Annotated in this window: 15 protein-coding genes; 2 read left to right on the top strand and 13 right to left on the bottom strand. The window is 48.2% G+C overall.

Annotation, left to right across the window (positions count from 1 at the left end; all coding sequences use genetic code 11):
- Positions 1-494: 494 nt before the first annotated feature.
- Both AB4875_RS16355 and AB4875_RS16350 read right to left on the bottom strand, forming a co-directional pair.
- A complete protein-coding gene (locus AB4875_RS16355; RefSeq protein WP_368377184.1) occupies positions 495-1,640 on the bottom strand; it encodes an acyl-CoA dehydrogenase family protein in 1,146 nt (381 codons plus the stop codon).
- Between the two features lie 243 nt (positions 1,641-1,883).
- A complete protein-coding gene (locus AB4875_RS16350; protein WP_368377183.1) occupies positions 1,884-2,552 on the bottom strand; it encodes an START domain-containing protein in 669 nt (222 codons plus the stop codon).
- A 1,066-nt stretch (positions 2,553-3,618) separates the two neighbouring features.
- Here AB4875_RS16350 and AB4875_RS16345 point away from each other — a divergent pair.
- Positions 3,619-3,942, top strand: a complete 324-nt coding sequence (locus AB4875_RS16345) for a hypothetical protein (protein WP_368377182.1) — start codon at positions 3,619-3,621, stop codon at positions 3,940-3,942.
- A gap of 289 nt (positions 3,943-4,231) precedes the next feature.
- Here AB4875_RS16345 and AB4875_RS16340 read toward each other — a convergent pair whose 3' ends face one another.
- Positions 4,232-4,981, bottom strand: a complete 750-nt coding sequence (locus AB4875_RS16340) for an SDR family NAD(P)-dependent oxidoreductase (protein WP_368377181.1) — start codon at positions 4,979-4,981, stop codon at positions 4,232-4,234.
- 24 nt (positions 4,982-5,005) lie between these two features.
- Complete coding sequence (locus AB4875_RS16335) at positions 5,006-6,235, bottom strand: thiolase C-terminal domain-containing protein (RefSeq protein WP_368377180.1); 1,230 nt, start codon at positions 6,233-6,235, stop codon at positions 5,006-5,008.
- A gap of 476 nt (positions 6,236-6,711) precedes the next feature.
- Here AB4875_RS16335 and AB4875_RS16330 point away from each other — a divergent pair, with 476 nt between their 5' ends.
- Positions 6,712-7,416 carry an FFLEELY motif protein gene (locus AB4875_RS16330; protein WP_368377179.1) on the top strand — a complete coding sequence of 235 codons (705 nt, stop codon included), beginning with the start codon at positions 6,712-6,714 and terminating at the stop codon, positions 7,414-7,416.
- A gap of 93 nt (positions 7,417-7,509) precedes the next feature.
- Here the strand turns inward: AB4875_RS16330 and AB4875_RS16325 are convergent, their stop codons facing one another.
- The 9 genes from AB4875_RS16325 to AB4875_RS16285 all read right to left on the bottom strand — a co-directional run bounded on the left by AB4875_RS16325 (position 7,510) and on the right by AB4875_RS16285 (position 23,070).
- A complete protein-coding gene (locus AB4875_RS16325; RefSeq protein ID WP_368377178.1) occupies positions 7,510-9,072 on the bottom strand; it encodes a class I adenylate-forming enzyme family protein in 1,563 nt (520 codons plus the stop codon).
- 35 nt (positions 9,073-9,107) lie between these two features.
- Positions 9,108-10,214, bottom strand: coding sequence for a saccharopine dehydrogenase family protein (locus AB4875_RS16320; protein WP_368377177.1), 1,107 nt, complete (start codon positions 10,212-10,214; stop codon positions 9,108-9,110).
- A 39-nt stretch (positions 10,215-10,253) separates the two neighbouring features.
- Entirely contained in the window at positions 10,254-11,540 is a 1,287-nt protein-coding gene (locus tag AB4875_RS16315; protein ID WP_368377176.1) for an acyl-CoA dehydrogenase family protein, read from the bottom strand.
- Positions 11,541-11,836: 296 nt separating this feature from the next.
- Positions 11,837-14,548, bottom strand: coding sequence for a winged helix-turn-helix domain-containing protein (locus AB4875_RS16310; protein ID WP_368377175.1), 2,712 nt, complete (start codon positions 14,546-14,548; stop codon positions 11,837-11,839).
- 486 nt (positions 14,549-15,034) lie between these two features.
- Positions 15,035-16,591, bottom strand: a complete 1,557-nt coding sequence (locus tag AB4875_RS16305; protein ID WP_368377174.1) for an acyl-CoA synthetase — start codon at positions 16,589-16,591, stop codon at positions 15,035-15,037.
- Between the two features lie 478 nt (positions 16,592-17,069).
- Positions 17,070-18,503: an aldehyde dehydrogenase family protein gene (locus tag AB4875_RS16300; RefSeq protein ID WP_368377173.1), complete on the bottom strand. Its 1,434-nt coding sequence runs from the start codon at positions 18,501-18,503 to the stop codon at positions 17,070-17,072.
- A 548-nt stretch (positions 18,504-19,051) separates the two neighbouring features.
- Positions 19,052-20,293, bottom strand: a complete 1,242-nt coding sequence (locus AB4875_RS16295; RefSeq protein ID WP_368377172.1) for an acetyl-CoA acetyltransferase — start codon at positions 20,291-20,293, stop codon at positions 19,052-19,054.
- A gap of 49 nt (positions 20,294-20,342) precedes the next feature.
- A complete protein-coding gene (locus tag AB4875_RS16290; protein WP_368377171.1) occupies positions 20,343-21,542 on the bottom strand; it encodes an acetyl-CoA C-acyltransferase in 1,200 nt (399 codons plus the stop codon).
- Positions 21,543-21,600: 58 nt separating this feature from the next.
- Complete coding sequence (locus AB4875_RS16285) at positions 21,601-23,070, bottom strand: carotenoid oxygenase family protein (protein ID WP_368377170.1); 1,470 nt, start codon at positions 23,068-23,070, stop codon at positions 21,601-21,603.
- Between the last annotated feature and the right edge of the window lie 101 nt (positions 23,071-23,171).

The raw sequence follows: 23,171 nt of genomic DNA, 5'->3' as shown, positions 1-23,171 counted from the left end.
ATTGGTGGAAAAGTGAGGAAATAACCAGAGTAATTATTGTTATTATGGGAAAGGTTCAGAACACCCAAATACAAAAAGGTGGCGATTCGATAGCACAGTAGAATCGGATGTATGGCAGCTATAGCTATACACTCCCGATTACTAAAAGACGTGTAGATGGTTGCCAGGCTAGGCAATACGGACCGCAGCGCTTAATAAATAGCGGGTAATTGACTTCTCTCGAAGGAAGGGGCTCTTCGAGTCAGAGCGTAGGCATTTCCCTTGCGACAGCAATAATATGAGAAGGTAAAATCTGACATACGTTGCGCATTTTAACGCTATATTCGAGGAACTTAAAACCCATTTCCCGACAAAATTATGTAAGCGAGCCCGCCGTTTAAAGCTAAATATATTAACTTCTAGGGATGCCAAAATGGGTATGTTCAGCATTAGTAGGCCGTCAGCGCTAAAGCAACACCAACGACCTCAAGCTCTGCCTCAATTACCGAGCTAGCCTAGCCTCTGCCCAGCAAGGACCTAGCAATCACCTCTTTCATTATTTCAGAGGTGCCGCCGTAAATTGTTTGTACTCTTGCATCAATGAAGAAGCGAGAGATCGGGTACTCCTTGGTGTAGCCGTAACCGCCAAACAACTGGAGGCATTCGTTAACTACTTTCCACTGCATTTCAGTCGCGGCCAACTTAACAATAGCGGCCTGATCTACAGTCATCTCGCCTTTTTTATACGCCGCTGTGCATTTCTCAACATAAGCGGTATTTACTTCAAGCTCAGCCTTCACTTCCGCCAACTTGAAACGAGAATTTTGAAAGGCCCCTATCTTTTGGCCAAATGCGCTGCGCTGCTGAACATAATCCAAGGTAATGGCAAGCGCTCCACGAGCCGCACCGATTGCAGTCGCCGCTATACCCAGGCGCTCTCTTGGCAATTCCTGCATCAAATAGGCAAAGCCCTTACCTTCCTCCCCCAATAGGGCGTCCAGCGGCACGCGTAGATCGTTAAAAAATAGTTCAGCTGTATCGCTATCATGCTGACCAAGCTTCTCAATTTGCTTTCCGCGCGAAAACCCAGGCAGTGAGGTGTCGACCAAAAACAAAGAAACCCCTTTGGCGCCAGCCTTGGGATCAGTTTTAGCGGCAACAATAACAAGATCGGCGTGAATACCATTGGTGATAAATACTTTGGAGCCATTGATAACATAGCTGTCGCCGTCGCGAATAGCCGACGTTGCTAACGCTGCAAGATCGCTGCCAGCACCGGGTTCTGTCATACCAATAGCCGCAACAATATCCCCGGATACCATTCCCGGCAGCCAACGATCGCACTGCTCAGCGGTACCTATACTCTGAATATAGGGAGCAACAATATTGGCGTGAATATTATAACCGCCAGACAAGCCGGAATATCCTTTGCACGCCAGCTCTTCAATTATCATTAGGGCGACATCAAAGCTCGCACCGGCGGCGCCATATTTCTCTGGAAAATCGACGCAGAGCATGCCGGCGTCCCCAAGTTTCTTCCACAAAGCCTTTGGTAGTAAACCAGAGCTTTCCCAAGACGCAAATTCAGGATCGACTTCCTGCTCAAGAAAGCGAAGCACCATATCGCGAAACATTATTAGATCTTCATTTACTGCGGTCATATCACTACCCTATTATCAATATGTTATCCCAAGACATAAGCGAACTTAATATCAAGCTTCGTCTTGTATTCTAACTGTATTTATCGAACCCTAACGCGTGACGATTGGCCCGCGCTAGACTAGGAATTATTGTTGCTCAGTTGCTGAAAAAGATATTCACGCTGCTATCTTCAAAGAACGGCACTTCACGATAAACAGCAGCACATTAACCATGAGAAAATATTAAACGTTACACGCTACGGATCACTCCGCACCAACATTTTTGGGCTCGGAAATAAACTCAAAATGCTGATCGGCGATACTAGAATCTGTCACCAAAACCTTCAACCGGCTTAATGCATCGTAGGGAGATTCAACCGATAGGGAGTTTATTAGCCATGACGGCAAGGGTCCCGCGGGATCAAGATGAATATAACTTGAAATCTCAATAACGCCATTACCCATTGGAGTTAAAGTGAAGTCTTGATTTGCTTCCACAACGCGTACCCGTCCTGACTTCTCTGGCATGACGCCCTGCGTACCACTACCGGTCATTGTGATCACTAGGGTATTCGGGTCTTGCTCCCACACAGTACGCAACAACATATCGCGATCGCTGACAGGCCACGGCATCTTGGTGTGGACGTAGACTAACTCCTCGTTCGCGCTAACGGACTCATGCAAGTAAGAATCCCCACACAATTTATCCCAGCGAGGCCGCAACTCAGGGTCTCGTAAAATAGTCACCAGGCGGTTCATACTGCTCTTAACGGTAGTTACTCCCCGGACTGCATTTAAACTGGAGCCGGCAACCGGTTTGCTATAGACCTGAACACCATTTTTATCTCTCGCCAAGGTCCAATCATCGGCCGCGGCATAAGCGTGATTAAATTGCAGCAGAAAGACCCCAAACAACACCAAAAACTTTGTCACACAAACCTCCAATATATAATTTTCATTAACACAATATGCAAGTTTACAGTCATAGCGTTAACCGAAGCTTAACCCACAACAATTAGTGTCAAAGGGCAAGACTAACTCGCCATTTCAAAGCAAATGCCTGCGATACAGCTCAGAGCAATCGCCGCTTGCAGCAGCACGTATAGAATTTACTATTTTTAAAACGCCTTAGCGACGCGACCGCGATGAGTAGTTTTAGAGCGCTGAACATTCAAGCCCTACCCCCCTCGGAATTATTAATACCTTTCTTATTCTCACTCAGCTCCAGAGGCATCTGGGTAGGGCTATACATCCGGATACGCTAGAACACTCTACAGCACATTAACCATACCGTATTTTGATGCTGCAAATCGCCAAGAACATCAGCGACACCAGGCATGTCGTCATCATTAGTGCATAAACTGTTATTAGAAACCAAAAACTCAAAGCCCACACACTGCCGCTGAGCCGAAATTCGCCAGCGTCAAGTTAAAGATAGTTCCAAGCCAAATACAATACTGGTAGTCGCTAATGAATATTCTTTCTACGCGAGAGAATACTAATCGTATCGCGACAATCTATATCGGTACGACTTGAGAATACTTCCTGATCGTCTTTTCGTGCAGATTCCACAAAAAACCATGTCTAGCCCACTACTAAGCGCCAAAATTACTTGCGGGCAAGCGCTGACAACACATGCTTTATGGCAACAGACTTAACTGGTTAGAATGTATAACTTCTCGCCACAATCTTACTTTTCTAGGGTAGCCATAAAACTGACATTATTTGAAGGTCGACAATAAAGACTGCGCATTTTCGCCCAACCGATGAAGCAACACGATATATATCAATCACATACCACATGAAATTGGAAATCACTTAAATGGAATAACAAATTTTTCCAGTAATACTCCGCCACCAAGAGACGCAGACAGGCCATTTATTTAAGCCAGTAAAGCGACAGAGTTCACAAATAAATTTATACCTTATTTCCTATAGCTAGAATTTTGCGATAATATAATATCTTTAAAATATCAACATAATAATCATGGAATCTATTATGAAAACCAAAAACGCACTAAAAAAGATCGCACTCCTCAGTTGCTTGAGCCTTCCATTTGTAGCAAACGCTCAGTCTATCATCACGGTTTTAAATGATAGCGGCGCTTTAACGCTGCTCACCTCAACCCTCCCAGCACGTGAAGGACTCCAATTTGCGTCAGGTGAATTGCTACCCTTGGCTACAAGCTTACTAAGCGGCACTATTCTAAACGACCAAACTGGCTCAATAGCAGGTGCTCTTGTTGGACCATTATTAGACGCCTCAGGTGAACTCGAGCGCCTAACTACCGTTACCGACCTACTCGTCTTGCCAGGTCTTTAAGCTCCAAATGCCAGCTTACACTCATCAGCGAGCTGGCATTTATCTCTCCATCATCAGAGCCCACAAATACCAAACAGCTTTTTAGATTGACACCCATGGTCACTCTCAAATCATAAACCTAGATCGCACCCCGAACCAACACATCGCAGCGCCACGAACACTTAATCAATCTAAACTCACGACCATCACCGAGACCCGGCACTTATCAGATTTATGATTGGCAAGCCTAAATACAATTAAAAAAAGGGGGCCTCACGACCCCCAAGGCAAATCTGATTTCTGCTGCAAATTAAGCACCCATACTCATCACATGCACCCGCGACAATCCACCATCTACAAGCAATTGTGCGCCGTTAATAAATTCAGCAGCATCAGAGGCAAGGAACAAGGTGGCCGCCGCAACGTCGCTAGATTGGCCCAGGCGTGGCACAGGCGTTATCTGCGCCGCTTGCTGCAATTTTTCGACGGCATCTTCGCCATAACCGTCTTTTAGTATTGGGGTCTCTATAAGACCCGGGAGAATAACGTTGTGACGAACACCAGGCACTGTCACTACCGCATCTTGAGTAAACTTGATCAGCGCCGCTTTTGCCGAGCCATAAGCGGTATAACCTGGCAGAGACAATAAAGCAGACGCCGAAGAAATATTAACAACTGAGCCATTACTAGAACGTCGCAATAGTGCCGCCGCGTGCTTAACATGGAAAATAGGGGCCTTCAGCAACACTGCCATTTGCTTGTCGTAAGACTCTTCTTGCAAGTCCTCAGGATTCTGCATAATGCCAATGCCGGCATTATTTATCAGTATATCTAACTGATCGATTCCCACGAATAAAGCTTCAACTTCTGCAGGCGAACCTGCATCACAGCGGCGCGGTAAAAACTTGTCACCCAGCTCAAGAGCAAGCGCCTCAAGGCTAGCGAGATTGAGGTCAGTGGCAATCACTGTCGCACCCTCACTCAAAAATTGCTTTGCGATCTCTAGACCAATGCCTGACGCGGCGCCCGTTACCAATACAACTTTATTTGCAAATTTCACTGACATCTCCATTATTATTAACAATCACGCTCGTTGAAAAATATGTACGAAGCCGGCACTGCCAAGCCCGCCATTGTGTTGTAGCGCAGTGCGAGCGCCGGTCACTTGACGCTCATCGGCTTCACCACGCAATTGCCATACGAGCTCGGTAATTTGCGCCAAACCGGTTGCACCGAGAGGATGGCCCTTGGCCAGTAAACCACCAGATGGATTCACGACCACCTTACCGCCATAGGTGTTTTGATCTTCAAGGACAAATCGCTCCGCATCAGCGATTTCACATAAGCCTAAAGCGGTATAGGTAATAATTTCGTTACTGGTAAAGCAGTCGTGTAACTCAATGACATCAATATCATCTGGACCCACGCCGGCGCTTTCATATGCCATCGCTGCGGCCTCGCGACTGACGCCCCGAAACATAACGTCCATAACATCGCTTTCGAAGTATTCGGCTCTATCGCTGCAACTGCCCTGCCCGATGAGCTGAACATCGCTTCTTATTGAATGCTTCTTTGCAAACGCCTCGGTGCAGACAACCACGGAAGCAGCACCGCAGCTAGGCGGACAAGCAAATAGTTTGCGCAAACCACGATAGATAGGGTCGCCAGCAAGTATCTTTTCTGCAGTAAGCGGCTCACGAAATATCGCGTTCGGATTATGGGCCGCATGTTTGCGAGCCTTCATGGCAATTTTTGCCAACGCCATCTCACTTACACCAAACTCCTTCTGCAACATCTCCGCTTGCACACCAAACATGCAGACCGCAGGCGGCAACTGCTGCTCAGCCTCGGATAAGCCCATCAATCTCGCCACGGCCTCGCTATGACGCGCTAGAGGACTGACCTTCTCAGGGAATACCATTTCAATGGCTCCCGGGCTCATTTCCTCAAAACCAAGAGCTAAAGCACATTCAACAGCGCCACTCTTTACCGCTTGGACAGCCAGCGCAAATGCACTGGAGCCACTAGCACAATTATTATTGACGTTATAGATCGGTATGCCGCTAATACCGAGGTGATAGAGCGCCGCTTGACCACTGCAGGAATCTCCATACACATAGCCTGCATATGCCTGTTCAACTGCGGCGTAGTCAATACCAGCATCTATAAGTGCATGGCGAGCAGCTTTGGCGCCCATGGCATCATAACTTTCACTCTGACCAGGCTTTTTGAAGGGCACCATTCCGACCCCTGCGATGACTACTTTACTTGCCATGCCATACTTCTCCTGAGTGCTCCAATGGCTATCTGCCATAATCTTGCCATCCTACTGAATTTCACGAAGCTGGTGGCCACCTATATTGGGGGGGGGATAGCAACAATCGAAACAATATTGATTATGGATACAGCCGCAGAACGATAAGACCCACTGACCAGACGGGTCTTGGCTTATCATTTTCGCCCCCGAAATATGACGCTCTCAAACACAGACAGCCTTACTGCTTTATCAGTGGCTTCAAAGATATGAGGTGCAAGCTTAGTGAAATACCCTGCAAACGCACAGGACGCAAAAAATTAAATTATGGTAATCGATTCGGCATTCGACTAGGCCGTATAACGCCCTGCAGATCCCTTAATATATCGCTAGACTCTGAATTGACATACGCACAGTAAAACATTATCTTCATTAAAATATATTAAAATAAATCCTAGCCTACTAAGGAACATAAACTCACATATAATTGGTGCCGGCATGCTAGCGAATAGCAGCCATATGAGGCAAATAAAAAAATGAATCCCCAAGAAATATCCAATAACATACAACGCTATTTGGCACTGAGGAAGCATCACGACCCAATCTTCAACAAGGTGATCAGCAACCTTGAGCAGTGGAAGATGGAGCAGATGGCTTATTGCTACAGCCCTCTGATGGACACACCGTCTCACGAAAAACTTTTGAATTATTATTTTGAAGAAATATTTTGCGGCATCGATTTATCAGAGCTTCGCGAAGCTAAATCGACAGTCAAGTTTATCGAAAAATTCTTTACCGGCACGGACATGCTACTAGCAGCACTTGAGTTTAACGCCCTAACAGGCGAAATAAATCAAAGCCTTACTGAGCATATTTTTGAAGAAAAAAAACACAAAGAAGTTAACATAGAAAACTATACTGAAGCCTGCCAACAAGGCAGTGTGATCAAAAACTTAGAGCTGCAAATATCGCTATTCGAAACCTTCGCCGAAGATCTTAATACAACCGTTTCAAATAGATTCGTACAAACATCTATAAAAGTAGCCCGCTTACCTGCAAAACTGAGTGGCTGTGGCAAACTTTATAAATTAGTAGAGGACGGATTTAGCATTCTTAAAGAAGTGGATGACCCTGAGCATATAGCGTCAACACTTATCAATCATGAGCGACTCATTATTTCTCGCTTGGCAAGCAATACTCAGCCAGCATACGTTCCGGCAAAACCCATCCCCGCCCCGTAATATATTCAAACAATCAGATAAAATTATTATCGATACCGATCTATAAGAAAATGCCCATCAAGAACTGATGGGCATGAAGCATAGGCAGTCGGCTTAATTTACTGCTCGCCCCCTACCTTCCCAATGCTTTTTACGCAACTCCGTTTTAAGGACCTTACCGGCGGGACTACGCGGCAAGTCATCGATAAAATCAACGGTCTTGGGCGCTTTTACGCCGCCCAACTCTCGCTTGCACAAGGCAATTAACTCTTCATCGCTGCACTGATGAGAGGCTTTTAGCTGAATAATTGCATTAACCGCCTCGCCCCATTTTTCATCAGGAACGCCAATGACCGCACAGTCTTGCACGGCGGGATGAGAGTTCAACACTTGCTCAACTTCATTGGGGAAAATATTAAAACCGCCCGAAATAATCATGTCTTTTTTGCGGTCAACAATGGTGATAAAGCCCTCATCATCCATCACTCCAACATCGCCCGTATGATGCCAACCGAACTGACGCACTTCAGCTGTTGCTTCTGGGTTTTTGTAATAACCTGGAGAGACTAAACCACCCTGGATACAAATTTCCCCAGCCTGCCCCCGCTTAAGCTCGCCGCCCTCGTCATCTAAAATAGCGACGCGATTATTGACACAGGGACGACCAATTGAAGCAAGTCGACGCTCATTGATATTGCCGTCTTTATCCAAATAGTCCCACGGCGCTTTAGCAGTAATGGCGGCTGGAGCTTCGGATTGACCAAAAGCCTCCGTCATTACCGGGCCGAAAACCGAAACCGCTTCTTTTAATTTATTTACGGACGTTGGAGCAGCACCAACCAGAAAGTGCTGCAAAGAACTGTAATCACGATCCTTCACATCAGGTAGTGCCAACATCATGTAAACAACAGTTGGCGGCAGGAACAAATGGGTCACTCGATATTTATCAATTGCGTCACAAATCAAATCAGGTGCCGCCTTACTCATGACAACATTGGTACCACCGCGAGCAAAATGCAAACCACCAATAATACCGGCAGAATGAGTCATTGGCGCTACCACTAAATGACAGGTGTCATCGTAATAATTAAAATGAGCGTAATAGTTCTGATACATGGTGTAAATACAGCGATGATTCAGCACCACACCCTTTGATTTCCCGGTGGTACCGCCGGTAGGGAAAATAGCAATGGTGGCATCTAGATCAATCGCACCAATCTCGTGATGCCCTGGTGCTCCCTCACTCCATACATCCAGACTCTTACCTATCGTCGCTTCGCCATCAATACAAACCGCCTCGCGGAGATTTGGTACAGCCTTCATAATCTGCTCAGCTTCATCGGCAAAACTACTGTGATAAAACAGCAGCTCGCCATCAAAACGCGTTAGCAGGTCCGAATTGGTAGCGACGGTATTGCGGGGGTTAATGGGTAACCAGACCGCCTCGGCCCTAAAAAGGCCAAGCAGAGTCAAAAATGCCACTGTGGAATTGGGTGCCAAAATACCTATATGGCTACCCTGCGGATAGCCATTCTTTCGAATGGCTGCAGCAATGCGATGAGTGATTGGCGATGCATCAGCATACGTCAAGCAGGAATCACCGCAATCAACATCAGTGAATGCAACATTGTTGGGGTAAAACTTAACCCCATTATCAAAATAATCGATCATTCTCATGATTTGTATCCCTTGCCAGAACCCTTATTCAGGAATCAATAAATATCAACCTGAACAGGGACAAACTTCTTCATCGCGCCCAGCATATAATTGTGACCTGCAGCCTGGCAGCCTGATACAAAACCTGTTTTAAGTGGCTCAGAATCTAACAAATAGGCAGTTAATGCCGCTTGGAACACGCCTGTCAGCTGATATGGTACAGATGTATGAATGACGCAGGTTCTGCGGACGCCAGTACCGATACCATGAACAAAATCAGTAGTCCGGTGGACCAACTTATTCTCGCGTGGCGGCATTCCAGGCTGCATACCCTCAGCAATGGTTGCTAGCGCTTTTTCCTGCTCATCGAGCGGGAGGAGCTTTATGTTATCTTCATAATGTTTTTGCAGTGCGATGACCTGCTCAAACATGGGACGATTTGTAAACGCGGTCAACTGCTTGGCACTCACTACGCGGTGATCATGCTGGAACCAAGCTGGCAAAGCACCACCGCCCCAGGGGTGTGCTAATTGGGTCATCAATTTCCCTGGCGCACTCACTTCCCAGCCACGACCTTTCTCCCAAGGAACCAGCTTATTGTTTTCTAGATACACATGCTCGGTTTGAAATATTGCAAAGATCGTTTGGGTTGATCCATATGTCGGCACGCCCGAAGCAATACAACCAGCTTCTAACGTATCTACGCTACTATCTTCTAAAACAATATTTGCAGCAACCTCCAGAGGCGTATACATATAGGCTACACTTGGTGCCAAGATCTTACCATTGGCCTTGAACTGCGCACCAAATTTTTCACGCACACGCAGCATATATGCTTGCTCGCCGGTGGTGTCCATGTAATGAACATTTGCGTTTGCTGCAGCCTCTACAACTGTTTCGCCAAAGTAATCGAATGGGCCTACAGTGTTACAAATAACCTTCTTGCCTTTCAACAGCGCCGTTAGGGCTTCAACCGTATGCTCAACTTCAACGATCTCATAATCAGCAGTTTCGATACCGGGAACCAGTTTCAGCCCCTCTTCAATCCGACTTTTACTGCGACCAGCAGCAATAAAAGGGATTTGGTACTCACGCATAAATTCGCAGATCAAGCGACCGGTATATCCGTTCGCACCGTATACAACAACTTGTTTATCAGACATTTCTACACTCCTCATTTATTAAATTATTAGCGTCTTTTATTAGACTGAAATATTGTGTTTATCCTGATACCAACGAGTCAGCCATGTAACCCCTTTCAGGCCAAGGACGGTATTCTCTCCATCTTCAATCATTGCCGCGCGGGCATCGCGCATGATTTTTTCCATGGGATATTCTTTGGTTAAACCGTTGCCACCAAACAATTGCAGCGCATCACTGGTCACTTGAAATGCCGTATCAGTAACGAAGGTTTTAGAGGTCACCGACGCCAAGACATGAGGGCCGTGTGATGCATAGTTATAACTGAAAACATGCTTTGACAAAGCGCGGCTGGCTTCAACTTTTTGCCACAAGGAAAAGATTCGAGTCTGTACTGATTGATGATTAATGATTGCCGTACCACCTTGTTTACGCTCATGAACGTAATCAAGAGCATGCTCGAAGGCAGCTCTGGCCACGCCGGTAAACGTGGCGGCCATTTCCATATTGGCAAAGGTTAGCGTTCCCATCATCTGACCTACGGCTTTGTCGCCGGTGGCGATGGCATATTTTTCCGGTATACGAACGTCGTCAAAAAACAATCCACCCTGGGGCAGTGCGCGCTGCCCAATTTTATCCAGCGGCTTACCCCTAGAAACGCCGGGCGAATCCAAGGGAATCATAATACCTACCCAGTTCAAGCCCTGAGTGCCTTCCTTAAACAAGCCGTCACCATAGTCACAAGGCAGATAGGCCATTGCCGTCTGCGCCAACGGACCGTATGACACCCACGCGGATGACTGACCGTTAATTACATATTCATTGCCGTCTTTACGAACACTAAGGTTGCCCTTCAGCTGCTGTGTGCCAGGATGGACATTGGTGGCATCCATATCGACGATCTCACTGCCCTTATCAGGCTGAGTAGCCAACCAACAACCCGGCAGACTCCCAAAACGCTCAATAATTTCTGGATCGCCAGTGCCATAGGCGGTAAATGCAGGAATAGCTGATGCAAGCGTAGCAATCGCTAGACCCGAGTCACCCCAGCCAAGCTCTTCAAAGATAAGGGGGAAAATACGACTTTTTTCGAGATCACTCATACTGTCGAGCGCACCTAAATCTAAAATTCCGCTCGCATACATTTGGGCCATATAGTCGTGCAGCGGCGATCCCTCTGCGACCACCTCTTCCGGCGTCATCGCATCTAATTTTTTACCAATCGGCCTCATTACATCGCGGGCAAATCGGTGTACGTTTTCTTGTATCGCTCTTTCTTCTTCTGAAAGGTCAGCTTCAAGCCCACGCAGCCCTAAGACGGGCAATCCTAACTTATCAAAGGTGAACATTTTTCTTCCTCGTTATTAGAGTTCAATCTCTCGTGCGAGCCGACATACATTTAATATTATGTTTGAAAATCGCAGACCGCTTGCCGCCGGCCCTGATCATCAAGACCGAAAATTATGAGCTTCTAGGCTATAGAGTCTGCCAGGAAATTACCCACCACTAATGGGGGGGAGAGGGGGGGGGCTAAATCAAATATAGAGGAGACGCGGGAACCGTTGGCGATTTAACGATATAGAACTAAGACGAAGATAATGGCACTAATTCTTTCCAGGGATAGCTGCTAGTGAATGGCATAATACTAGGCAATAAGCCCTATGCGGCGGCCTTTTTGCACGGCACTGACGCGGGAATTGACCTCTAACTTTCCAAATATATTTTTTATGTGCCACTTAACGGTTTCTTGCCCAATACTCAGCGAGCGGGCGATATGCTTACTCGTCAAACCTTGACCCAGTAGCTCGAGAATTTGCATTTCGCGCTCACTAATATTGAGCTCAAGCTCAAGACTGCTTGCCGCTATAATAGAACGCACATCACCCTTGCTTTCGCCGTGGCTGCCAATCTGATCACTTATGGCAAGCAATAGATTGGCATGATCCGTACTTGTCAGTACGTCACGACTCTCATTAATAAGGCCGGGATATATATAGCTAACATCGACAAAGACTTGAATCAGTTTATCTCGAACCGCAAAATCCAGACACTCAGTCAATATATCGATAGCTCTTACGGAATCCCCACTGGCGCCATAAAAGAAAGCCAAGCGGACATTCGTCAAAAATCCTAGGTATACAAACCCCTTAGCCACTAATAATTGATGCAGCGACGCCGCCAACTCAATCGCTTCGGCGTACTGGCCAATAGCTGCCCGACTCTCTGCTTTTATCATTCCCAGATAATACTGGGCGCTGATATTCAGGCGACCGACGTTGTCAGCTTCTATTTTTTCAACCTTGGTATTGATCAACTGCCTATCAACCGAGGCGCGCCCCGCAATAGCAAACCGCAATTTTTGATGCATAGACGCCAGCGCCAAGCGAGGCCAATCACACAACCTCGCGAGAGATTCAGCCCTATCAAGAATATCATTGGCCTCAACACTACGACCCTGAAGATGCAGTACGGATGCGACCAGGGGGAATGAATGGATCAAGGAATCGACCAGACCAATCTTACTAATGGTATCTAGGCTTGGCAGCACTTCTTCCAACAAGAAACGGGCGTCTCCTTGCTGGTAGCGTATCTCTGCATGGAATGCTGTTGCAAAGGATGAATAGATAGAGAATTCACCTAATTTATCTACCGCAACCCTCTTAGCCTTAACAAAGCTGCGCTCGGCCGCATCAACGTCGCCCATATGCAGGTAAATCAAGCCTTCAAGACAATGGGCGCAAGTGATGCCGTAGGCCGGAGCCTCACTCTCAGGCACCGCCTTCCACGACACCTGTACATCCAACCCCTCGGCAAAGCGGCCCTCGTACAACATGCAATAACTAAGCACATTACAGCCTGTAATAAGTAAAAGAGGCAGGGTTTTTCCGGGCGAGTGCACGGAACTAAGCCAACCCTGACAGTGTTCCATCGCAGCTTTGACGTCATCGCGAAATACGGCATCCACCCCAAGCAGTACTGGCAAGCCATCACTGAACTCCCCCAATTGACGACGGAACTTGGCGGAATCTGTCAATGACGCGATGAGCCGACGCCCCTCGCTAAACTGATGCATAAGAATATAGTTAAAGGCCACGGCGAAGCACAACTTGGGCCTGGAGCGAACATCTTCATCACCCAGTAACTGAGCCCAGCCCACCAACTCCATGTACTGACCATTAAATAATAAGTCGTAACAGCTCTTTTCTAACAAGGCGCCCAAGAACTTACTATCGCCGGCATCGATAGCATGCTTTATGGCAAAACTCGGCATATTATTTTGCTCAAACCATTCCCGCGCTTTGCGATGTAAGCTAACCAGCAAGCCTGGCGCCTCTTTGTGTAAGCGCGACTCCAAGTAACTACGAAAAAACGGATGCAGCTGGAACCACTCACCTTCGCTGGTCAGCCTTTCAATAAAAAGATTTTGAGCTAGCATTTGATCAAGAAAATACGCAGGATTATCCACTCCGGCAATATAGCCACAGGTGTCACTGCAAAAGATATCTGGCACCGCCATCGCCATAACAAAATTAGCGAAGGGCTTGGGCATATCTTCGAGAATTTCATCGCTTAAATACTCAGAAATACCTCGATCTTTAAGTAAAAACTCACCGAGGGCGAAACCCGGTCGCTGCTTAATGGAGATACTGGCCAGCTTCAGAGGGAAGACCCAACCCTCGGTGTCACGATGCCAACGCTCGACGTCGGCGGGAGACAACTCCATGTCACAGCACTCCCTAAAGAAATACTGTGTATCTGCCAAATTCAGTTGCAATTGACTAGCACCAATCTCTGCATACAGACCGTTTTGAACGCTGCGATAAAAACCGATTTCCAAACGCCGGCGCGAACCAATAATGAGATGGAAATTAGACGGCGCGTAATCTGTTAGACGCTTGAGGAAGTCGTGGATTTGACGATCGCGAATATGATGGAAATCGTCAAGGATGAGATATAAATCATTGTCGCTATCGGATAAGACCTCAATCAAACTGGACAGTAAATGGTCACCTTGATCCTCTGGGGAGGTCTCCACCAATAGCTCGCGCCACTCTCGCTTCAAGGCATTACTCTGGTGGAGCGACGCCAAGACATAGGACAGAAAGCGATAAAACTGGTTGTCTTGGGCGTCAAAGCTTACCCATGCGACGAGGTAACCTAGGGCATGAAGATGCCTGAAAGAGCGGGAGAGGATGTTGGTTTTTCCGAAGCCAGGCGGCGCAACAACACTGGACAGGCGCGCCTCGGTAATTTGCTTTAGCAGTTCCGCTTCATTATGCCGCACAACTTGCTTGCCTCGCTTTTGCGGGGGAAGCGTCTTGGTAGTGATTATTTGAAAGTGCCTACTTACTGACATGATTGTTGTAATTCCACTCTCAGCCCGATTTTATTTACGGAGCATACAGGCCTGAATGTAACATAGTGACAATCGAAAACGAGGGCCGTGATACCGCAGCCAAGAAGACTGGCCGATCTAAGGAATGAGGTCAAGTTTAATAGGAAATTAGCCTAGGCAATGGCCACGAAATGCCCGATCTATAGCCAAACCATAGCCATTAAGGAAAGCCTGCCTAGCAACTTGGCTAGCGTCAACACCCAGTAAATACAGCGCAACACGCGCGCTATATCGCACGTCGTTTTTGTGGAGATAAACACACGCTACCCGGCGATTAACGCGTGTGCGTCCGAGCTAGATATTAAAGGAGTGTGAGCTAACTATACTATCCAAATCAGAAATGGTCTTGCTTGGCCAAACGCAAAAATGATTTGACTGGGCGATGCGCTGTAACGCAGAGCAAGCAAAGTGAACCGCAAAGCAGCTCACCTTGCCCTCAGCCAAAAGTTAGCTAATCTGCCGTGCCTGCCCCTCCCAAAAAGGCTTGCGCAACTCAGTTTTCAATACCTTGCCGGCACCCGACAAGGGCATCGGTTCAGAGCGGAATTGCACACTTTTTGGCAGTTTGTATCCTGCAATAATACCCCGGCAGTGAGCTTTGATCTCATCTTCCGTGGCCTGCATATCCGGCGCCAAAATAACAATGGCATGAACCGTCTCGCCCCACTCTTCAGATGGAATGCCAATTACTGCAACATCTTGCACAGCGTCATGGCTCATCACCGCATTTTCAACCTCGGTGGTAAAGACGTTCTCACCACCAGTGATCACCATGTCCTTAACCCGGTCGACAATATACAGATGGCCGGTATCGGTAAAATAACCCGCATCACCGGTGTAAACCCAACCATCTTTGAGTGCCTTCTCAGTCTGCTCAGGCTGCTTCCAATAACCCATCATGGCCTGCGGGCCGCGAACGAGTATTTCACCTGGCTCACCTAATTCACAATCAATGCCATCCTCGTTTATGCAGCGAATATCACTGATACTGGTCGGACGACCCGCAGAGCGCAGAAACTCACTTCCCGGGGCATGGTCTTCGGGAGGTAAAATCGTGGCAATAGGCGCCAACTCAGTTTGGCCATAGGCCTGCGCCAAACTGACATTTGGCCAGACGCGCATAAACTTCTCCAATGTTGCGGCAGGCATCGGCGATGCGCCGTACATGACCATTTCCAGCGAGGAGATATCAGTGGTCGCCACATCAGGATGATTTAAGACCATCTTGATCATCGCCGGTACAATTAGAGAGTGGGTAACGCGCTCTTTCTCAACAAGCTCGAGAAACTTTGCCGGATCGAAGGCTTGTAAAATAACGTTGGCGCTACAGGTTAAGATCGCTCCCATGCTGCCGACCAAGTCAGCCATATGGAACATCGGCGCAGCGTGCAAATAGCGAGAATGGCGCCCCAAGCCAAAAGCGGGCAGGGCCGAGACTGCACTCGCCCAAATTGCCAGATGCGACTGCATCACCCCTTTCGGAAACCCAGTAGTCCCGCCGGTGTAGAAAATACCGGCCATCTCTTCGCCACCCCGAGCACTTGCAGCGACTGGCGCCGAGGTCTCTATCAGCTTCTCAACATCTAAGGCCCAATCAGGGCATTCACCACCACCAATGTATATTGCGTGAGTTAAGCCAGCCACCGATTCAAGTAACTCTTTCACCTGAGCCGCAAATGCATCGTCAAATAAAATAACTTTTGCACCAGAATCACCAAGTGCGTATTCGTTCTCTGGCAGCGCCCAACGGGTATTTAGCGGCACCACACAATAGCCCGCCCAGGGCACTGTAAAGAGTCCCTCGTAGTAGTTGGCGCAATTCAAACTGAGAATCGCCACCCGATCGCCCTCATCAAGATTTAAAGCCTGCAACGCGCCAGCGAGTCGTGCAACCCGCTCTTGCACCTGCTTCCAGCTGCGGCTTTGCCCCTGAAATACGACGCAGTCACCGTTGGGATTGGTCCGCGCGGCGCGCTCCATCATTCTCTGTAATGAAATCGACATAGTTTAATTTCCTAAATACATTATTTTTAGCAGCTATTCTAAAGTATAAAATATGAAGCATTATTGATGTTTTGCAGCATAAATTTTATTGAATATTTTTATAGCTTAATACTAGCAGCGGGCTTAGCGAAAATGAATTTTATTAATATGCTCTAGCCGACAAAAAGTATTCATTTGATTACAGCCAATACCGGCAAATCAATTTTATTAATACGATTAGCTTCTTCGTTTAGTGCCGCTATAGTGAGGGCGCGGGAGCAACATTCGCTAGTGCGCCACTCCCCCCCAATGATGATCAATATTCGCGGCTATCACGATTACTACTCAAAGTTAGCCTGCATGCAAACAAGCTAAGCACTGGAGCAAGCCGAAGCAATATGTTTATTGCCACGGCAAGACAGCAATCACGGCGTCAGACCAACGCCGCAGCAATCGAGGCCGAGGCTCATTAAATCCTCAGCAAATCAGAAGGCGAGCTTTAGGCTGCGTTGTCTCCCATAACCGCTTTTACTTCAAGAAACTCTTCAAAGCCGTGCACGCCCCACTCACGCCCCATACCTGATTGCTTGTAGCCACCAAACGGGGCCTCTAAATCTACGGGAGCGCCATTCAAATGGACAGCACCGGTACGCAAGCGACGCGCCACTCGACTCGCTCTGTCATGATCGCCTGAGAAAACATAACCCGATAAACCGTAAGGCGTATCGTTAGCGATGGCGATGGCTTCTTCCTCGTTTTCGTAGGGAATGATGCACAGCACTGGCCCAAAGATTTCCTCTCTGGCTATAGTCATCTGATTATTAACGTCACTAAATACGGTTGCTCGTGTGAAATAGCCTTTGCCAATACCATCGGGCAAGCCTGGTCCACCACAAACTAGCTTCGCGCCTTCATCTATGCCGGTGCCAATGAGCCCCTGCACCTTTTCAAACTGCATTTTGCTCGCTAGCGGTCCCATCGTGGTGTTTGCTGCACGGGAGTCACCCACCACAATACCTTCACAAGCCTTGCGAGCTATATCTTCGGCCTTCGCCAAGCTCGATTTCGGCACTAACATCCGCGAAGGCGCATTGCAGCTCTGACCGGTGTTCATCATCATCGTGGCGACACTATTCGTGATGGCCTCTTGCATATCTGCATCTTCAAGAATGATATTGGCGGATTTACCGCCGAGCTCCAGTGACACATTTTTTAGAGTGTCCGCAGCCGCCTTGACGATCATCTTGCCCGCCCGGCTTGAACCGGTAAAAGAAACAAGATCAATATCGGGGTGGGCCGTCAAATAGGAACCAACGCCCGGTCCATCGCCATTCACCAAATTAAACACCCCCGGCGGCACGCCCGCTTCATGAAGGATTTCGGCAAGTAAATAAGCAGAAAACGGCGCAACTTCACTGGGCTTTAACACCATAGTGCAGCCAGCCGCCAATGCTGGCGCCACCTTGCAGGCCATTTGGTTCATCGGCCAATTCCACGGTGTAATCATTGCCACCACCCCAGCCGGCTCGCGCAAGATGGTTGTAGTACCTTTTTTCTCTTCAAACGCGTAGTTCTTCAAAATTTCCGTGGTCGTCATGAAATGACCCAAGCCCATGGGAGCCTGCGCTTCTATCGCAAGGCTAGTCAGCGGCGCGCCCATCTCCTCATTGATCGCCTCCGCGATATCTTGCATACGAGCACCGTAAACTTCGCAGACACGCTCTAGTATCGCGACCCTTTGCGCCGGCGTGGTAAGCGACCATTCTGCAAAGGCGTGTTTTGCCGCAGCGACTGCCTGATCGACATGTGTGTGATTGCCAAGTGAAATAACACCGGCTACTTCTTCAGTGTTAGGGTCAATGACGTCCAATGATGGCACGCCACTGGGGGCTATCCACTCGCCATTAATGTAAAAATTCAGGTAATTACGCATTTGATACATTTCCTCGATTTATCGCTTGGATTTCATTATTGTTAGTCTTTTCCTGCGGAACAGCTGCCTGTCGAAACCTCAATAGCTTGCGGGTATAGACAGACTCACGCGACACTCACATACCATAACCTAAATACCCCGCTTATTTACAGAACTACAGTTGAAACTAAGGTAGCCTAAAAAGAGGCGAAATACGCGCTCAAGAGAGGAGGAACCTAGCTTGAGAGCGCACTTAAATAAGCAAAAAGATACCCGGCCGAATACCTTAATTTAACACTACGGCACTGAGAATTTGAATTTAGTGTGGAGGAGGCAAAGGCAGTCGATGAAAGCCAAACCCAAAGAATCAAAAATCAGGCTCCAAAAGAGCTTATTTTTTGCTATTTAAGGTTTCTATGAACGAGATAGTTTAGAGAGTCGAGCTAGCGTGTAAGCAGACAATAGCGACCATTAGCTCACTATTGTCGGTTGGCATTTTTTAAGGAATAAGGCTGTATGCCAAGCGTCTACGCCCTAACAAGATAGTTGGCAAGCTGCGCGGTATGACTTTAAGTATCGGACTTGCCAACAATAAAGCTTGCGCAAGTAGTCGCGCTCCCACCCAGATTAAATGTCATTACATTTTGAGCATTATCTATCTGATAATCGCCGGCGCCACCAATAATTTGCTTATAGCTGTCTAGCAGCATTCTCACCCCAGTAGCCCCTACCGGGTGCCCCAAACCAATGAGCCCGCCGCTCATATTCACCGGGAGTTTCCCGCCGCGACCAATGTCGCCATTTTCTATCGCTTGCCAAGCCTTGCCGGGGGGGTATAAGCCGCTGTGATCCAAAATCATATACTCGGTGATATTGAAGCAATCATGTACTTCTAAGCCATTGATAGCGCTTAGATCGTTCATGCCAGCGCGCTTTAGCGTCTGCTGAAACAGCGAGTGAATGTGGGGGAAGATATAACCGTCGGGCTCGCTCAGACACAATTTTTCCTTAAAGGAGATAGGTGCATTGATATGCCCCCAGCCTTTAATCGTGGGTATCGCACTTAAGGAAATACCTCTACGAGCGGCGTATTCGGCGGCCTTGGCTTCCGTTGCCAAGAACACCACAGCGGCGCCGTCAGTAGTTTGACCACAATCCTGCTTGCGAATATTGCCGCTGATAATGGGGTTGGCGAGATCATCGTCACTGAAACTGTTTTCCGTAAATTGCCACCGCCGAGTTTGAGCGTTGCTATTGCGACGCGCACTGGCGAAATTCTGCTGCGAAATATTATAGAGATACTCCTTTTTCAACCCATAACGCTCTTCGTAAAGCCCGAGCATATTATCGAATGCGCAGGGCCAAACGTAGTCAGTTTCGGTCCACTCTTGGCTCGCCCACGCCGCAGGCCGCAAATTGGCAGCGGCCTGATCACCACTGACATTGCGCATAAGCTCAATACCAAGCACGCACGCAGTCTGGTAGCGCCCCGCTTCCAGGTCAGCCATAGCGGCAAGAAGGGCCATTGAGCCAGAGGCGCAGGCGGCCTCATGCGTTGAGGCTGGCATATAGCACATAGCAGGATCAACGTGACCAAAAAAGCCCCCAAGCTGAGCCTGACCAGAGAATAAGGACGAGACAAAATTACCAACATGACCAACGTTAATCTCGCCGGCGTCGAGTTCACTTGCGGCCAAACCAGATCGCACAGTTTCAATAAATAAGTCTGCAACGCTCAGATTTTCGCGGGCAATATTTTTCGCAAAGTCGCTTTGATAACCACCCAGTATATAAATTTTTTGTGCGCTCATTATTTAATTATCTCGCTTGAATTCTTACACAATATGGCTGTTATCGATCTTAAAGGCGTTCAATCAGAGTGGTAACACCGACCCCAGCGCCACCGCAGATCGCGACAATACCGCGCTTCAAGTTTCGTCTCTCCAATTCGTCGAGGAGCATCCCCATCAGATTGCCACCCGTTGCACCTAGGGGGTGGCCAAAGGCAATAGCGCCGCCGTTAACATTAAGCTGCTCATTGGCAATATTAAAATGGTCTTGGAAATACAAAACACTTGCCGCGAAAGATTCGTTCACTTCCCACAGGTCAATATCACTGGCCTGCAAGCCGGTGGCGGCGAGCAGTTTTTCGGTGGCCCGCAGGTGTCCCGTGAGCATTTTGACAGGCTCGTCACTGGCATTAGCGTAATGGCAGATACGGGCACGCGGGGTCAGGGAAAGTTTCTTGCAGGCGCTTTCGCTCGCCAATAATAGCAGCGATGCTCCATCTACCAAGGCGGGAGAGCTACCTGCCGAATGATAGGCTTGCAGAAGTGTATCGGGGTAACGCTGGCTCACTAAGGCTTGGCCGTGCTGAACATAGTCAGTAAAGCTGGCGGGCAAGGCCGCTAATTTTTCAAGACTGAGCCCTGCCCGCACAGCATTGTCGCTATCTAACAATGGTGCATTGTTAGCATCGCAAACAGGCACTAGGGAATGCTTAAAATAATCATGACTGGCAGCATGGTTGGCGCGCCGGTGCGATTGCAAGGCGTAAGCATCGAGACGCTCACGACTATAAGCCTGCTGGGTGGCAATCAGATCGGCGGACAAACCCATGTGCATAAATTTAGTGGCTTTCATCACCTTGGGATTGCTGAACCAGTCGCCCTGATCGGCGAACATGGGTACCGCACTGAGCTGCTCCACACCGCCGGCGACTAATACCGACTCCATACCAGACATGATTTTACTGGCCGCGAGATTAATAGCATCCAAGCCCGAGCAGCAAAATCGATTTACGGTGACACCAGAAACCTGCTCGGACCAGCCAGCATAAAGCGCGGCAATCTTGGCGACGTTAGCACCTTGACCACCGCTCTGGGTAGCGCAACCTAGCAACACATCTTCAACGTGACTGCTGTCGAGATGATTCCTCTCGGCGATGGCGGTGAATAGCGGCCGCAATAACTCTACGGGGCGCAGCGCTGCGTAAGCAGACGTGCCGCGCAGGGTAGCGCGGGGAATTCTAACTGCATCGACAATCATCGCACTTTGCATTTAATTTACCTTTATCGCTTCCATGACTTCTCTACCGCCTAGCACTTCGCCGACGTACTTACTTCTGGTATTTGCGAATCGACTCGCCGCTTGCCCACGTTGCGTGGGTACCGCTGCTAATTCGGTGGGGGAGGATAATTCGGCACACTGGCCCGGCTTCGATGTCTTTGGCGTCAATGAGTACACATTCAGAGCGATCTTCTTTCATATCAGTGATAAAGCTCACTAGGTAGCCGTCATCTTCATCTTTGGCGTCAATGCGTGGCACAAACGGCGCTTCGCTGCCAAAGCGTTGTTCGCCAAAGGGCAAGCTCCAAGATTCACCTGTCTGCAGATCGTGTTTGACCATGCCCGAGAATAAAAACCAATTCGGCTCGCCCCAAACCGAATAAATATAACGGTGCTTACGGCCAGCATACTGCTGATTGATAGTACCGAATTCTAGTGGACGGTCATCGAGTCGCTCTTCTTTTACGCCGCCAGTTTTTAGATTGAAACGCCAGCGATGCAACTTCGACTGAAAGGAGTTTATGTCAAGATTAGCCATCATTTTACCGGCCGCTTTTGGTAATCCGGCAAGTGGCTCTGGGTCTGGATTATCTTGAAAATAGCCATCCAAGACGATTTCATCACCTTCCTCGTAGGCATTCATCCAGTGCAATACATAGGTGGCCGATGCTTCAAACCATTGAATGTCTTCGGCATTTCCGTAGCGCGGCAGAATGGCAAATCGCGTGGGCATCTCTGGGTGATAGCCGGCGTGGTAGCGTCCGTTTTTTAGCTCTTCCGGATCCCAAAACATGGGTAAGTCGGCGAGTATCGAGTAATGTTCTGAGAATGCCATGTCATGGGGAAGCCTCGGACCCGGCAGGGGAACGGGGGTGTAATGCACTAGTTTATTATTGCTGTCGATCACCCCGTAGTGCTGGTAGGGCGGATAAATCGAGTAATTAAAAAACAACATTTCGCCGCTGCGCTCATCGACTTTTGGATGGGCGGAAATACCGTCTACCGGCGTCCAGCTTTCGGTGCCCAACTGTTCAAGGGTGTAGGGATTTAAACGGTAACCGTCACCGCACTGCCAAAAGGTCGACACCACTTCGCCGGCGTGAACGGTAACATCAGTTGAGGAGGCATCTTTCACTCCGCCCTGGGCGCCCCAACCGGGTCGCGTAGACATGCTGGGACGATTGGCAATGCCCGCCCAAAGCGCCTGCCCTGCCTCTTGCTCAGCATCAAAGCCCTTAGTTCGTACAAAGCGATTTCGATATTCCGCCTTACCGTCTTTAAAAGACATGCTGTGAAGCATGCCATCGCCATCGAAAGGGTGGTAATGACCGATAGACTCTTGCACGGGGTTTTCGGTGTTGCGGATATAAACACCGTCGATATCGTCGGGAATCTTACCGATAACTTCCATCTCGGTGGCAGTGTACTCGGTGAAATTGGGTGTCCAGGCGCCATTCAAATAGGGATGATGACTAGCTTTTAAACTGGATTTGACGGTGTTTTTGTAGCTTATAGCCATAAAGATGCCCTGAAAATAAGTTAAACAATGTTTTTATTTGTTGCTTGCATTATGAGACTAATATATATTTTGTCAATGCAGGGCGAACGTTTTAATTATCG

The sequence above is a fragment of the Zhongshania sp. R06B22 genome (assembly GCF_040892595.1).
Taxonomy (GTDB): domain Bacteria; phylum Pseudomonadota; class Gammaproteobacteria; order Pseudomonadales; family Spongiibacteraceae; genus Spongiibacter; species Spongiibacter arctica.
The sequence above is the reverse complement of the archived record's forward strand: the minus strand, read 5'-3'. Positions and strand labels throughout refer to the sequence as shown.